We start from the raw sequence: 14,631 nt of genomic DNA on the forward strand, positions 1-14,631 counted from the left end.
TTGGGTTCTTGTTGAAACAGACCCTAAAACAGTTTTGAAAAGCGCTTATAGCGCAATGTATGTATTTCACATTCGCCACTTTTATTAATGAAGGGGGAACAAGAAAGTGAAAACTTATGACGCATTTCCAGAACCAATTGGCGGCTATACTGTCGGTCGAACCCAGATGGATGTTGAGTACACGGCATCAGATCACTCAAAAAGAGAACTGACGGCGTTTGTGTATTATCCATCTGACAGCAGCGAAGGGAAGACTACATCAACGTACATGTTTCCTGAAGTCTACGAGATGTTTAATGAGCAGCCACTTGTCACTGCGTATCTTAAAGGGAAGGATGTTTTCTCTATAGATATCAAGACCCAGTGTTACGACGACATTGCTCTCTCCGGGAAGGAAAAGCGCTATCCGGTGTTATTCTATGTTTGCGGCGGTGGCGGTTCTCCAGAATGGGGTACAGTGATCTGTACAGACTTGGCAAGCATGGGATATGTTGTGGTAAGCATCGGCCATCAGAATAGCACAATGTATAAGCGTAAAGATGGGCGCCTGTTTAATGTATCAAAGGATTTTTCGGATGTCATTATGGCGTTTTCTGAAGATACGGAGATGCTGGCGTTGGCTGGTAAGATGGAGATGCGGCCTGACGATGAAACTGCCATTGAGATGTGCCATGACTTGCTTACACTGCCGATACTTGCCAAGTTAACAGAGTATAGTGAATTACAGGCAGAAGATGTAAGGTATGTAGCCGATTATCTTTACAAACTGGACTCTGGAGAGCTGAATTCCATCTTTAAGGGCAGATTGTTGCTTGACATCGGCATGGGCATAGTCGGACATTCTTATGGAGGGCCTACGACGGCGATTGTTTGCCGGGACGACGACCGGTTCGCCTGCGGGATTGGCTTGGATAGCGGTGCGTTCGGCCTTCTCGACAGCGACCTTAAGAAACCCTTTTTGCTACTGTTTTGTGAACCTAACTATAACATGAATGCGATAATTGGCGATAACAATAGCATGGAAACCTATTATTTCTCTGTTGATCGTGTTGCGCATTTAGATTACTGCGACATCGTGTTTACCAGTGTTAATGAGGAACTCAGAGGCGAACGGGATGCTATAGAGATGCGAAATCTTGTTACAGACTATACGAAGAACTTTTTTGATCATTACATACTGCAGAAGGCTGCAAGTGTGGAGAGTCTGGCATACGATGGCGTGGACTTGATCAAGAAGACCAGCAACAAGTGACATAACCGAATTGGGCATTGGAAGCGGCAAAACAATTAAAAAAATCAACTGACGAAATAGATTATTATTACAAGCTCAAGGGTGCAATGATTTGTCAAATTTCATTGCACCTAAACAATTATTGTTTTCGCGAGCTACTTTAAAGTTTTTTTCTTATACAGATAATAATCCTGGCATAAGAGAGGCTGAACAACAATGGTGTGGATTTACGACTTATTTTAGTTAACATAATATATATTCTAGGAAGTAATTAATTTCAAAGAAATTCTGTCTCAATAACAAAGTATACTTAAGTTAGTGAGACAGAATAAGAAAATTACTTGCAGGTTGGCCAATTTCGATTGCTTTTATTTCAAGTGTCAAATGCCTGAGCTTCAGGAAGTCTTATTAAGAAACTTTAAAATGGCGAAGTCAACCCATAATATACGGCTTCCAGCTCTTCCAATGTCATATCACCGTATGCGCATTTGATCACCGAATCAGCAAACTCATCATAATCATAATCGCTGGTAAAGCCTTGCTGCAGAAGTTTTTCGTAGGCTTCAATCTGTTCTTTTTGGTTTTGGATATCTTTTTCCTTTCCTGGATAGTCCGGTCCGTTAACCAAGTCGCTGTTTTGTTTGAACAGCAACATATACTGTTTCAATGTTTCGTCCACAGCTTGTACCTCCTTGTTCTGCCGCTTGTTAGATAATGAAAACGGACACCAATTGTGATGTCCGTCAAAACAGTCACTATTTGGGTTCTGTTCCCCAAATCAGTTTTCCGTTATTATATAATGTGATTTTTTTTGTATCTTTAAACGTATTTGACTGGAAAAAAGAATAATCCCCGGCTTGTGAATAATTGCTCCAGTCCTCATTGTGAAGACGAATTTGAATTTCTCCGGTGCTTGCTCCCGGTGACAGCGTCCCGTTTCTAAACCCAAGTTCCAGATAGGCATCTGCACCTTTTACAGGTTTATGTAATGTCACAAACTTGTGCGTCACATTGCTGCATCCGATCTTCGCGTAATCACAGTCGAAGTTTTGGCCTTTGTTTTTCGTGTTATACCAGTAGCGGACAGTTACATTTTTTAAGTTAACGGTGGTCTTGCTGTTGTTTTTCACATTGATCTGAGGACGGATTTGGTTGCTGTTCACACTTCCATCCCCTGTTCTGTATTGCACAGAGATGCTGTTTTCCTGTGCGGGTTTCTCTTGCTTTGGCGTCTCAGATCTGTCTTCTCTCGAATTTTGGGAGCCGCGGATGTTTTCTCTTACAAATGTCCCTGAAGCGGATAAATCTGATAACGGCCAGCCGCCTGTTTTAGATGCCCCCGGCTTTAAAGCTGAGGATGATTCCTGCTTATCAGAAAGGTTCCAGTTTACCCAGCTGATTTTCTTGCTGTCGAGATAATTCAGCCATTCCCTCGACTGGTCAAGGTATACCCCTCCATTTCCGGAAGCGTCACTCGTCCCCCATTCCGTTACAAAAATCGGCGCTCCTTTGCTGAGCGCATAGTCCGCTTTATCCCTTAAAAACTGGCCGTGTGTACCGGCATAAAAATGAAGCGCGTACATGACGTTTGCATCCTTAAGCTGATCATCTGCAGCATCGTTGACATCCTGGCTCCAAGTGCCTGTTCCGGTAATAATGATGTTATCCGGGTCATTTTTACGGATAACAGAAATCACTTCTTCCGCATACGGTTTGATATCGCGCTTCCAATTTACATCACCGTTCGGTTCATTAGCAATTTCATATATAACGTTTGGTGAGCTTCCGTAAAGGCTTGACATTTCCTTAAAGAATTCCTTCGCCTTCTCTTTATTTTGATTTGGATTGCCGTCATTTAAAATATGCCAGTCAATGATGACATATATCCCGAGCTCTTTTGCCGCTTCAACAGCTTCTTTGACTTTATTTTTCACAGACGGATTCTCGATATAACCGCCGTCAGCCGTGTACATTGCCGCCCGGAAGACGGTAATTCCCCAATCGTCTCTTAGCCATTTTAAAGTGTCTTTATTGACATAATCGCCGAACCACTGCAAACCGTGTGAGCTGATCCCCTTCAGCTGCACCGGTTTTCCGTTTTGATTGACTAGCTGAGTACCTTTAATGCTAAGCTGGCCATTAAGGGCTACAGGCGTTTTCGCCCCTGCTGCAGATGCTTCTGGTGCCGCGACACCGCTAATTGTTAATACTGTCATTAATAAACATGCGATAAAGATAGAGACTGAACGTTTCATATAGCATTCTCTCCTCCTTCAAATAATCATGTAGAACGTATGGCTAATAGCTGCCGTTCTCCCTCCCTTTCTTTTTTTAAACACGCACTCATTGTAAAAATCTTTCTCATGATTGTCTATCAACCTAATTTCTTGTTTTTAGGCGGCTTAAAAGCCTGTCTATTGACTCTTTTTGTGTTGCTTCCTATACAGCTGACACGTGTATATCAGGGATAAAAGTGTTTGATCAGGACTTTACACGTTATTTTTTGATGAAATCAAAAGATTCCGCTTTTTTTTCGGCAAATAAAAAGCTGCATTCAAGTCATTGAATGCAGCCGTATTCTTTATAAATTATGCTTCTTGTTTCTCATCTTCCCAAGTTTCAGCGTGTTTCAATCCTGGGATATTTTTTGCTTTAAACACAGGATCCAGTCCTTGTTTGCGCTGTTTCGCGTAATCTTTATAGACTTTGTATGCTACGTTTGACAGCAGTGTGATCACAACTAAGTTAATCAGCGCCATGAGCCCCATAAAGAGATCCGCCATGTCCCAAACAAGTTGAAAGTCTGCCATACATCCGTAAACAACCATAAAAATAACCGCGATACGGTAAATATTCAGCCATAGCTTGCTAGTTTTAATAAATTCAATATTTGTCTCACCATAATAATAGTTTCCGACAACTGAACTAAATGCAAACAAGAACATTGCGATGGCTATAAAAGTCGGCGTCCAGCTTCCAATATGGTGATTTAATGCAGCCTGTGTTACTTGAATACCGTCACCTTTTGGCGTTACGCTGTAAAGTAATACGATAAACGCAGTGGATGTACAGACAATAAATGTATCGAAAAATACACCCAATGTCTGAATAAGACCCTGTTTTGCCGGGTGCGAAACATGAGCTGTCGCAGCTGCATTCGGCGCGCTTCCCATTCCTGCTTCGTTAGTGAATAGTCCCCGTTTTGCGCCGGTTATAATGATGCCTCCTAAACCGCCGCCGACAATTTGTTCGAAGCCGAAAGCGTTCTTGACAATTGTTGCGATAATTCCCGGGAATGCAGAAATGTTAGTAATCACTACATATAAAGCAATAAGAATATAAATGCCTGCCATTACCGGAACAATTAATTGTGATACCGCCACAATACGTTTTAAACCGCCAAAAATAATAAACGCAGTTAAAACAGCAAGAACGATGGCTACTGCTGTTTTATTCACATGAAAAGCGCCATCTAAGGCACCCGCTATTGTGTTAGTTTGAACAGCGTTAAAGATTAAACCGAACGATACAGTAATTAAAACAGCGAATACAATGCCGAGCCATCTAGCTCCAAGACCCTTTTGGATATAGTAGGCCGGTCCGCCGCGGAAATCCTCCCCGTCTCTCACCTTATAAAGCTGCGCTAACGTACTCTCAACAAAGCTTGAAGCCATCCCTACAGCAGCTACAACCCACATCCAAAATACAGCTCCTGGTCCGCCTGTCGCAATTGCTAAGGCCACACCAGTCAAATTTCCTGTACCAACTCGGGATGCCGCAGAAATAAAGAACGCCTGCATAGATGAAACGCCTTTATTTCCTTCAGGCTTCTCACCTACTATTCTAAACATTTCAATAAAATATCGGAATTGGATAAAACCAAAACGAATTGTAAAAAATAATCCAAGCCCTACTAAAATATAGACTAAATAATCCCAAATAAAGGCACTTGGAATATTAATCATTTTGCTGAAAAAAGACTCCATACTTACCTCCCGTTTTTGCAATTCATGCTGAATTCATTTTTGATGTTAGATTTTTTAACACAACGAGTATTATTATATCACAATATGTCGAATTAGAAAGTTTTTTCGGAAGAATATTATGTTGGTTTGATTTTTTATTTTCTATGAATAAAATCATTAGAAATCAATAAAAAGAGTCTCCCTTTCTATTCATTCTCCGCTTGTTTCTCCCTAACCTTAGGGTGTATATCGTGATAATGTTTGAGCTGCAAACATATCTTTAAAATATGTTTTGAATCACACCCTAGATCGGGTATACATATACTAATAAAAGACATTTCACTTTAAAATGGAACTGAAACGATATATACTTAACAAAGTGAATTTTATTTTTAAATTTAATAAATCAGGTTTACTTTTAAGATGGTCTGGGGTATCATTATAAAAATATTCAGTAATATCGAAGGGGGGAGATCATTTGAAAAAAGTAACGATACTTAAAGCGTCCATCTTATTTTTGGCGATTGCCAGTTTTCATTTGTTCTCAATTCCCCACGCCTTTGATATTGGCCATCATTATAAAGCGGTAGCCGACCAGCAGGAAATGCATGAGATGAAAGCTGGCCAAAATGCAGATGATGAAAAGAAATCCATCACCGGAACTTTTGCGCTGACTGCCTTCTCAATGGCTGTGCTGCTGATGACCGCGGAAAACAAAGATATATGTTACTCCCGGAGACGGCAGCGAAGAAAAAGCTTTATACTGGCGAAATTTTATCAATCGTCTTATTTCGACAAACTTCATGTTCAACATCACCCGAATATATAACGAAAATATGAGGAGGCTGTTAACATGTTGTTTATCTTAAGAATGGTGATTTTAGGCTTGTTCTCTTTCACAGCGCTGAACTTATTTGTATGGCAAGGTATTGAAGTCATTCATGCCGTGACAGACTTATTCACCAGCCATGAAAGCTGATGAAAAACAAAATATACCCGCTCACGATATGTGGGCGGGTTTTTTAATGATTATTCAGTTGTAAGACGCCAGACAGCTGTGACCTTGCCTGATTCTTCTTCATCAATAAAGAATGAACCATTGCTGTATCTGTCGTTTGTTCGCAGCTCTTTAGCCTGCAGTTCTTTTCTGTCCCCTTTTTCCGTTTCTGCCATAAACCATTCATCTAGTCCGCACGCGAACAGCGAAACGACACGATGCGGATTTTTCTTCAGTTCACGCAGCATAACGACTCCCCGTTTTGCACGGGAGGTCTTTTCAAACTCAGAAAGACTCATACGTTTGACCGCTCCCCGCTGTGTAAACAATACGAGAGAATCAGACTCATTCAGAATTTCTCCTGACACAACAAAGTCTCCATCTTTCAAGTTAATTCCTTTAACGCCAGCTGCACGTGCGCCCACAACATTTACTTCATCTTCTCCAAACCATAGGCCATACCCCAGATGTGTCGCCATCAAGATCTGACTGTCACCATTTGTCACATGTACATCAATCAGCTCGTCTTCACCCTTTAGATTTAACGCCACAAGTGCTTTAGAATAACGCTGTGCTTTGTAATGGGTGAGTTCTGTCTTTTTCACCATGCCGTTTTTCGTGAAGAATAAAAGATAAGCAGTTGGATCAAACTCTTTTATCGGTATGGCCTTTACAATCGTTTCGTCACGTTCAATCGTGATTATGTTAGAAAAGTGCTGGCCCATGTCCTTCCATCTGATATCAGGCAGCTGGTGAACCGGACAATAGATATAGCTTCCCTTATTCGTGAAAAGCAGCAGCACATCTGTCGTATTCATTTCAAACTGGTGCAGCATTCTGTCTGTGTCCTTCATTCCAAAATCCTGTCCGTTTGAAGCGGCAAAGGAACGCTGGCTTGTGCGCTTTAAGTAGCCATCTTTTGTAACGGTCACGTATACATCCTCAGAGGCAACCATGACTTCAAGATTAATTTTGATTTCCTCAATTTTTTCTTCAATGACAGAGCGTCTCGTGTCCGCATATTTCTTTTTCAGCGCTTTTAAGCTGTTTGTAATGACCTTTAACAGCTTTTTATCATTGCTCAAAATCGATTCAAGCTCTTCAATATTTTTGCTGAGCTCTTCAGCCTCTTCCTTGAGCGCTGTGATATCGGTATTTGTTAAACGATATAGCTGCAAGGACACGATAGCTTCAGCCTGAGGCTCAGTGAATTCATATTTCGCCATTAAATTGTTTTTGGCGTCACGTTTATCGCTAGAGGAGCGAATCGTTGCGATGACTTCATCCAAGATCGATAAAGCCTTCATAAGACCTTCTACAATGTGATGTCTGTCTTTTGCTTTTTGAAGCTCGTAAACGGATCGGTTTGTGACAACTTCTTTTTGGTGGCCGATGTATGCATCTAAAATAGCTGGCAGACTCATCAGCATTGGACGGCGGTTGTGGATCGCCACCATATTAAAGTTATACGTAATCTGCAAATCAGTATTTTTATATAAGTAATTCAAAATGCCCTTGGCATCTGCTTCTTTCTTTAGTTCTACGACCACTCTAAGGCCGGTTCGGTCTGTTTCGTCTCGAACCTCGGAGATGCCCTCAACCTTTTTATCAATACGGTACTCGTCCATTTTTTTCACAAGGTTGGCTTTATTGACTTCAAACGGAATTTCTGTAATCACAATTTGCTCACGTCCGCCTCTGATCGTTTCGATCTCAGCTTTTCCGCGGATAATAATTTTCCCTTTTCCGGTTTCGTAGGCTTTTCTAATGCCATCAATGCCCTGGATAATTCCGCCTGTCGGAAAGTCGGGCCCTTTGATCACTTCCATGAGATCGTCTACAGAGCATGACGGCATTTGAATGCGTTTAATAACAGCATCAATGACCTCTCCTAAATGATGAGGCGGTATATCAGTCGCGTATCCTGCAGATATACCGGTAGATCCGTTGACCAGCAAGTTAGGGAACATAGCAGGAAGTACAACAGGCTCCTTGCTTGTATCATCAAAGTTTGGGACAAATTCAACAGTATTTTTGTCAATATCCCGCAGAAGCTCTGATGCAATCGAAGACAACTTCGCTTCTGTGTAACGCATGGCCGCCGGAGGATCTCCATCTATACTTCCGTTATTCCCGTGCATTTCAATTAATACATTCCGCACTTTCCAATCCTGGCTCATCCGCACCATTGCTTCATACACCGAACTGTCACCGTGCGGATGGTAGTTACCGATGACATTACCGACCGTTTTGGCCGCTTTTCTGAAATTTTTATCAAATGTGTTTCCGTCCGTATGCATCGCATACAGAATTCTGCGCTGTACGGGCTTTAAACCGTCGCGCGCATCAGGCAGCGCCCTGTCTTGAATAATATATTTACTATAGCGTCCAAAACGGTCGCCGATCACCTCTTCTAATGGTAAATCATGAAATAATTCTGGCTGTGACAATCATTAAACCTCCTCAGCGACCGATAAGTTTTCATTTTCTAAAATATTGCTTTCTTCATCCAAGCCGAAAGCTACATTTTTCTCAATCCACTTTCTGCGCGGCTCTACTTTATCGCCCATTAATGTCGTCACGCGTCTCTCAACACGTGCCGCGTCGTCAATTTTGACCCTCACAAGCGTACGGGATTCCGGATTCATCGTCGTTTCCCACAGCTGATCTGCGTTCATCTCACCAAGACCCTTGTATCGCTGGATTGTATAGCCCTTGCCGACTTTTTTCAGTACATCATCCATCTCTTCATCAGACCATGCATATTCAATGATTTCTTTTTTCCCGCTGCCTTTGCTGACCTTATATAAAGGAGGCAGTGCAATAAATACCTTTCCATTCTCAATGAGCGGCTTCATATAGCGATAGAAAAAGGTTAAAAGCAGTACTTGAATATGAGCGCCGTCAGTATCGGCATCCGTCATAATGATGATTTTATCGTAGTTAATGTCGTCGACTGAAAAATCAGCCCCGACACCGCCGCCGATGGCATGAATGATCGTATTAATCTCTTCGTTTTTAAAGATATCTGCAAGCTTTGCTTTTTCCGTGTTAATGACTTTACCGCGCAATGGCAGAACCGCTTGGAATCTGCGGTCTCTTCCCTGCTTTGCTGAACCACCCGCAGAGTCACCCTCAACGAGATACAATTCATTTTTTGCCGGATTTCTCGAACCCGCAGGTGTCAGCTTACCGCTTAATGTCGCTTCTGATTTTTTTCGTTTTTTGCCGCTTCTGGCTTCTTCCCGGGCTTTACGTGCCGCTTCTCGCGCCTGGCTCGCCTTTATTGCTTTTTTCACAAGAAGAGTAGCGGTGTCCCGATTTTCCTCTAAAAAGTAAGCAAGCTGTTCTGATACGATTGCGTCTACAGCAGATCTTGCTTCGCTTGTGCCGAGTTTTCCTTTTGTTTGTCCTTCAAATTGAAGAAGTTCTTCAGGAATACGGACAGAGATTATAGCTGAAAGCCCTTCCCTTATATCTGTGCCTTCAAGGTTTTTATCCTTTTCTTTCAGCAAAGCCACTTTTCGCGCATATTCATTAAAGGCTCTCGTCATCGCTGTCTTTGCACCTGACTCATGAGTACCGCCGTCTTTTGTTCTGACGTTGTTAACAAACGACAGGATATTTTCTGAATAGCCGTCGTTAAACTGAAACGCAAAATCCACTTCGATGGAATGATGCTCTCCTTCAAATGAGACCACTTCAGACAGAGCATCTTTTTCCTCATTTAAGTAAGCAACAAACGCTTCTATTCCGTTCTCATAATAAAAGACTTCACGCTGGCCGTTCCGCTCGTCAATCAGTTCAATTTTTAATCCTTTTAATAAAAACGCTGATTCCCGTAAGCGTTCAGAAAGCGTTTCAAAATTATAAGTTGTTGTGCTGAACATTGTCGGATCAGGCTTAAAGTGAGTAAGTGTGCCTGTCTTTTTCGTTTTGCCAATCTTTTCGAGAGATGTGACCGGTTTACCTCCGTTTTCAAAACGCTGCTGATAGACGAAGCCGTCCCGCTCAATCGTAACCGTCAGCCATTCAGATAAAGCATTCACGACAGACGCGCCGACGCCGTGAAGCCCTCCGCTCGTCTTATAACCGCCTTGACCGAATTTTCCGCCTGCGTGAAGCACCGTTAAAATGACCTCAGGGGTTGGTTTGCCGAGTTTATGCATTCCAGTCGGCATGCCGCGGCCTCTATCCTGTACAGAAATACTGTTGTCTTTATGTATTTTAACGATAATGTGATCTCCATGGCCGGCAAGTACCTCATCGACGGAGTTATCTACAATTTCATAAACCAAGTGATGCAAGCCTCTCGCGTCGGTTGAGCCAATATACATACCCGGCCTTTTCCTTACGGCTTCAAGGCCTTCCAGCACCTGTATGGCATCTTCGTTGTAATCAAATTGCTGTTTTCTAGCCAAACGTACAAACCCCTTTCAAAAAACTAACATTCTCTTTTTCATTGTTACTTGTCAATTGTATAAAAGTATTTTTCATAATCCTTGCCCCGGTGCGCTTCTGCCTTGGACTCTTCATTATAACCAATGTAATCCCATTCTCAACATACAGCTAACGAATCATTCCGTAAAACATCCAAAAGTGCTGTTTTTCCGAGATGAGAACGTATGTTTGTTTATTATATATAAAGCAGCGGACCTTCGCAAATCGAACGGCCGGAACCCAGCTTAGCAAGGCATTCAAAAAAAGCTGTTCAAGCTTTATTGTATCTGTTTCACAGTAATTCGCAAACAATATCTTTACATGAAAAAGCAAAAATCCTTGAATTCACAAGGATTTTTGCAGCTCTGCACCTATTTTGTTACAGCGTGTGCCACTTTTATGCACAGATCCATGATGACCGTTCTGCCATCTTCCTTCAGCATCTGATAAGCCTCTTCGTTCACCAGGCCTTGCTGCGCCCAAAATACCGGGGCATCTGTCTCCAGAAACTCTTTAGCGACATCAGGAAGCTGTTCTGAACGTCTGAATACATTTACGATATCAATCGGACCGTCAATTTCTTTTAACGATGATACGGCTTTTACACCAAGCGCTTCTTCGATCGTCGGATTTACTGGTATGATTTCGTATCCCGCATCCTGCATCGCTTTTGATACCATATACGATGTTCTATCGGGACGGTCTGAAAGCCCGACTACCGCTATTCTCTTACTTCCATCAAGAATTTCTTTGATTTCCGCTTTTGAAGGGTTTTGCATGATAGACCACTCCTTTTTGTTTATTCTACACGACCGAAAAGGAAGAAATCAAAATATGATGTATGGCTGATTAGATTTGTAAGCAAACTTTACAAAAAAACTTATCATCAGATCATGACATCTCATGTTAAAATAGAGATTAGGGACATTGAAAAAGGAGAAATGTAGATGTTAATTGCTTTATTGATTATTTTGGCCTACTTGATAGGCAGTATTCCATCTGGCTTAATCGTAGGTAAGCTTGCCAAGGGAATTGATATTCGGGAGCATGGAAGCGGAAACTTAGGCGCTACCAACGCGTTCCGTACACTGGGCGTAAAAGCTGGTTCGGTTGTCATAGCCGGAGATATTTTAAAAGGGACACTGGCAGCTGCATTGCCTTACCTCATGCATGTTGATATTCATCCGCTCCTTGCGGGAGTCATAGCGGTTCTTGGCCATGTGTTTCCTGTGTTCGCCAAATTTAAAGGCGGCAAAGCCGTAGCAACTTCGGGAGGCGTCTTGCTGTTTTATGCACCTCTGTTATTCATTACAATGGTTGCGGTCTTTTTCATCTTTTTATACTTGACTAAATTTGTCTCTCTGTCATCAATGTTAACAGGGATATATACTATCATATATAGTCTCTTTGTACATGATAAGTATTTATTGATTGTCGTCACGCTGCTCACTGTTTTTGTAATATACAGGCACCGGGCGAATATCAAACGAATTATCAATAAAACAGAACCTAAAGTCAAATGGTTATAAATGTTTAAAAAACTTCTATTTTGACACGAGATAGCCTTATACGTTTATAATAGAGAAAATCAAATGATAACAAAGGGAAAAGGGGGTCCTGTTATGAATATGACAGTTAACGAAGACGCGCTGAACTGGTATAAAGAAGAGCTCGATTTACAAAACGGAGACCAAGTTCGATTTTTCGTCCGCTATGGCGGCTGCAGCAACGTTCAAAAAGGCTTTTCTCTCGGAGTGGCGAAAGATGCTCCTCAAGAAGCAGGAGTCACGGCAGAAGTCGGCGGCATCACCTTCTTTATTGAAGAAAGTGATCTTTGGTACTTTGACAACCATGATCTTCTCGTCAGCTATTCAGAGTCTGCTGATGAGCCTGTATTTGAATACCATTAAGAAAAAGAACGCATATTATATGCGTTCTTTTTTATAAATGAAAACGAGTGAGATGGTCGGTCAGATTTTCTTGTTCTAAGATATATTTTTGCGTCTCGCCCAAAAGATCAAAGTGGGGAAATTCGCTTTTTTTATGTATCCATTCTTCCTTCAAACCGTACGCCGCACCCCATTGAACCAGCTTATCAATATCTGCACAGCCTGCTTTTGTCACGGTTTTAGATTCGGGGAAACGGTCATCCAGCCAATAATGTGTTAAAAATGCGATTTCCCCTCTTTTGACTGCCTTCTTCCAGCGGTTAACTTCCTCCCGTTTCACGCCAAATGCCATATGTCATTCACTTCCTATTTTTTGGCCTTTTCATATGCTGCGTGCCAATCGGGGAAAGCCTTACGAAACTGAATCGGTTTAAAACTTTCTTTATCCACACAAATATGAGATGATTTCGCTTGAATAGATAGCTCACCAGCCGGATTATAAATATGGTAGCCATATATGGTTTTAAAGCCGTTGTATTCCTCAATCCATGTGTGCACCACCGCAGTTTCTCCATAGTGGAGGGGTTTTTTGTAGGAAATATTGATATCAACGACTGGAGAAAGCACGCCTTTCTTTTCCATATCACTGTACAAAAAGCCTAGGTCTTTAATGAGTGCCGTCCTTCCGACCTCCATCCAAACAAGATAATTCGCATGATACACGATCCCCATTTGATCTGTTTCGGCGTAACGCACTTCTATTTCTGTTTTTGATACATGCAAGATACTCTGCTCCCTTAATCAGTTTAGCCCCATTTTACCACATCCAAATCAGAAAGAAAAAAACCAGGTTTCCCTGGTTTTTACGAACGGTATCCGTTTTCTCTCGCTTCGGATTCGTCTTGAATTTCATTGCGAAATGCTTCGATGCTCTCTTCCCGTCTTGCGTTTTTTTCTTTGATGCGCTGCTTATCTTCTCCTGAAGCAAACTCCATTGATTCCTTTGCTTCTTCTATATTTTCGATTGTATTTTGGACCATATCCTGCAGTTTCTCTACGTTATCGGAACGGTCGTCAGGATTGGGCTGCTGATATTGATTTTGGTTTTTTGTCATTGGATGGACCTCCTAGAATAAAATCAATCCGGCGCTATTCGCCTTTCGTCTGCATGATAATTGGCTGCTGACCAGAAGTATCGTGCATTTTTTCCCCTTTATTGCGTTTATATTTAACAGGCTTTGTACCCAAGTGGCTTGGAGCATATTGAGGCTGACCGTTTTTCTTGTTGTTTCCCATGTTTATCCCTCCTCAACAAATAGGATTCTCAAAAGGAGGGGCAAACATGAATACAAATTAAAGGTTATTTTTGCTTAAATCGCTGTTCAAGCTTTTCCTCAAGCTGATTTAAATATTCCGTATTCGTCATCAGCTCTTTTTTGTTTTCCATGACGAGCTCATGAAAAGAACGTTTTCTCATCTTCTTCACTCTTCTCACCTCCGCGTATTCTTTTATTTTTTCCAATTCTGAAAATTTGTAAGCATGTTTGCACATAAAAAAACTGAATCTAATGAAGATCCAGTTTTTCTTTCATCTCTTTTTTTGTCATGGTCCCGATATGTATGTCTTGAATCACGCCTTTTTCATCTAAAATATACGTAGTTGGGTATGAAAACACATTATAGTCAGCATTAATTCCTTTTTTATCAATCAAAATGGGGAAGGTTAAATGATACGTATCAGCAAAGGTTTGCACCTGTTTCTCGCTTTTCTCAGCTGAAGTGAAATTAACTGCAATAACCGCTACATCTGAGTGCTCCTTTTGCAGTTCCTCCATCGCCGGCATTTCCTGTCGGCACGGTTTGCACCAAGTTGCCCAGAAGTTAAGCAGAACTTTTTTGCCTTTGACATCTGATAAAGAGGTCCTTTCTCCTGATATCGTTTTCAGAGTGAAGTCAGGCGCTTGCTGTCCCTCTTCAATGCCTATTTCTTTTTTGCTAAATTGCTGATAGATGTTCCAGCACATGTATCCGGCAAGCCCAATCAACAGGATTCCTGCCACCCATTTTTTCAGCATAAATTCACCCCCGGAGCTATCTTATTTCATAAAA

The 14,631-nt window shown here is 41.7% G+C and carries 17 protein-coding genes; 5 read left to right on the top strand and 12 right to left on the bottom strand.

Annotation, left to right across the window (positions count from 1 at the left end; translation table 11 throughout):
• Window positions 1–106: 106 nt before the first annotated feature.
• A complete protein-coding gene (locus DIC78_RS00105; protein WP_127695110.1) occupies window positions 107–1,252 on the top strand; it encodes an alpha/beta hydrolase in 1,146 nt (381 codons plus the stop codon).
• A 397-nt stretch (window positions 1,253–1,649) separates the two neighbouring features.
• Here DIC78_RS00105 and DIC78_RS00110 read toward each other — a convergent pair whose 3' ends face one another.
• The 3 genes from DIC78_RS00110 to DIC78_RS00120 all read right to left on the bottom strand — a co-directional run bounded on the left by DIC78_RS00110 (window position 1,650) and on the right by DIC78_RS00120 (window position 5,217).
• A complete protein-coding gene (locus DIC78_RS00110; protein ID WP_059291729.1) occupies window positions 1,650–1,910 on the bottom strand; it encodes a YnfE family protein in 261 nt (86 codons plus the stop codon).
• 76 nt (window positions 1,911–1,986) lie between these two features.
• Window positions 1,987–3,486 carry a cellulase family glycosylhydrolase gene (locus DIC78_RS00115; protein WP_127695112.1) on the bottom strand — a complete coding sequence of 500 codons (1,500 nt, stop codon included), beginning with the start codon at window positions 3,484–3,486 and terminating at the stop codon, window positions 1,987–1,989.
• Window positions 3,487–3,819: 333 nt separating this feature from the next.
• Window positions 3,820–5,217 (bottom strand): alanine/glycine:cation symporter family protein, encoded by a 1,398-nt coding sequence (locus DIC78_RS00120; protein WP_101861293.1) that lies wholly within the window; start codon window positions 5,215–5,217, stop codon window positions 3,820–3,822.
• Window positions 5,218–5,674: 457 nt separating this feature from the next.
• Here DIC78_RS00120 and DIC78_RS00125 point away from each other — a divergent pair, with 457 nt between their 5' ends.
• Both DIC78_RS00125 and DIC78_RS21970 read left to right on the top strand, forming a co-directional pair.
• Window positions 5,675–6,025: a hypothetical protein gene (locus DIC78_RS00125; RefSeq protein WP_101861292.1), complete on the top strand. Its 351-nt coding sequence runs from the start codon at window positions 5,675–5,677 to the stop codon at window positions 6,023–6,025.
• Between the two features lie 24 nt (window positions 6,026–6,049).
• Window positions 6,050–6,175 carry a hypothetical protein gene (locus DIC78_RS21970; RefSeq protein WP_010334426.1) on the top strand — a complete coding sequence of 42 codons (126 nt, stop codon included), beginning with the start codon at window positions 6,050–6,052 and terminating at the stop codon, window positions 6,173–6,175.
• A 50-nt stretch (window positions 6,176–6,225) separates the two neighbouring features.
• On the opposite strand, the gene parC is transcribed toward DIC78_RS21970, so the two are convergent.
• From parC to DIC78_RS00140, 3 genes are all read right to left on the bottom strand, one after another.
• Complete coding sequence (gene parC, locus DIC78_RS00130; protein WP_127695114.1) at window positions 6,226–8,643, bottom strand: DNA topoisomerase IV subunit A; 2,418 nt, start codon at window positions 8,641–8,643, stop codon at window positions 6,226–6,228.
• A gap of 3 nt (window positions 8,644–8,646) precedes the next feature.
• The gene (parE, locus tag DIC78_RS00135) at window positions 8,647–10,614 is read right to left on the bottom strand and encodes a DNA topoisomerase IV subunit B (protein ID WP_095713928.1); all 1,968 of its coding nucleotides are present in this window, start codon (window positions 10,612–10,614) and stop codon (window positions 8,647–8,649) included.
• Between the two features lie 390 nt (window positions 10,615–11,004).
• Window positions 11,005–11,412, bottom strand: a complete 408-nt coding sequence (locus tag DIC78_RS00140) for a CoA-binding protein (protein ID WP_059335687.1) — start codon at window positions 11,410–11,412, stop codon at window positions 11,005–11,007.
• A 168-nt stretch (window positions 11,413–11,580) separates the two neighbouring features.
• On the opposite strand from DIC78_RS00140, the gene plsY reads away from it, so the two are divergent.
• Both plsY and DIC78_RS00150 read left to right on the top strand, forming a co-directional pair.
• The gene (gene plsY, locus DIC78_RS00145; RefSeq protein ID WP_127695116.1) at window positions 11,581–12,162 is read left to right on the top strand and encodes a glycerol-3-phosphate 1-O-acyltransferase PlsY; all 582 of its coding nucleotides are present in this window, start codon (window positions 11,581–11,583) and stop codon (window positions 12,160–12,162) included.
• A 93-nt stretch (window positions 12,163–12,255) separates the two neighbouring features.
• Window positions 12,256–12,543 carry a HesB/YadR/YfhF family protein gene (locus DIC78_RS00150; protein ID WP_024121590.1) on the top strand — a complete coding sequence of 96 codons (288 nt, stop codon included), beginning with the start codon at window positions 12,256–12,258 and terminating at the stop codon, window positions 12,541–12,543.
• 31 nt (window positions 12,544–12,574) lie between these two features.
• Here DIC78_RS00150 and DIC78_RS00155 read toward each other — a convergent pair whose 3' ends face one another.
• From DIC78_RS00155 to DIC78_RS00180, 6 genes are all read right to left on the bottom strand, one after another.
• Window positions 12,575–12,874 (bottom strand): hypothetical protein, encoded by a 300-nt coding sequence (locus DIC78_RS00155; RefSeq protein WP_010334420.1) that lies wholly within the window; start codon window positions 12,872–12,874, stop codon window positions 12,575–12,577.
• A 14-nt stretch (window positions 12,875–12,888) separates the two neighbouring features.
• Entirely contained in the window at window positions 12,889–13,305 is a 417-nt protein-coding gene (locus DIC78_RS00160; protein WP_024121588.1) for a YbgC/FadM family acyl-CoA thioesterase, read from the bottom strand.
• Between the two features lie 80 nt (window positions 13,306–13,385).
• Entirely contained in the window at window positions 13,386–13,637 is a 252-nt protein-coding gene (gene tlp / locus DIC78_RS00165) for a small acid-soluble spore protein Tlp (RefSeq protein WP_105991921.1), read from the bottom strand.
• A gap of 34 nt (window positions 13,638–13,671) precedes the next feature.
• Complete coding sequence (sspN, locus tag DIC78_RS00170) at window positions 13,672–13,818, bottom strand: acid-soluble spore protein SspN (protein ID WP_024121586.1); 147 nt, start codon at window positions 13,816–13,818, stop codon at window positions 13,672–13,674.
• Between the two features lie 64 nt (window positions 13,819–13,882).
• Window positions 13,883–14,008 (bottom strand): FbpB family small basic protein, encoded by a 126-nt coding sequence (locus DIC78_RS00175; RefSeq protein ID WP_003244964.1) that lies wholly within the window; start codon window positions 14,006–14,008, stop codon window positions 13,883–13,885.
• Between the two features lie 79 nt (window positions 14,009–14,087).
• The gene (locus DIC78_RS00180; protein ID WP_127695118.1) at window positions 14,088–14,597 is read right to left on the bottom strand and encodes a redoxin domain-containing protein; all 510 of its coding nucleotides are present in this window, start codon (window positions 14,595–14,597) and stop codon (window positions 14,088–14,090) included.
• Window positions 14,598–14,631: the final 34 nt, after the last annotated feature.

The organism is Bacillus halotolerans, from assembly GCF_004006435.1.
Classification (GTDB): Bacteria; Bacillota; Bacilli; order Bacillales; family Bacillaceae; genus Bacillus; species Bacillus halotolerans.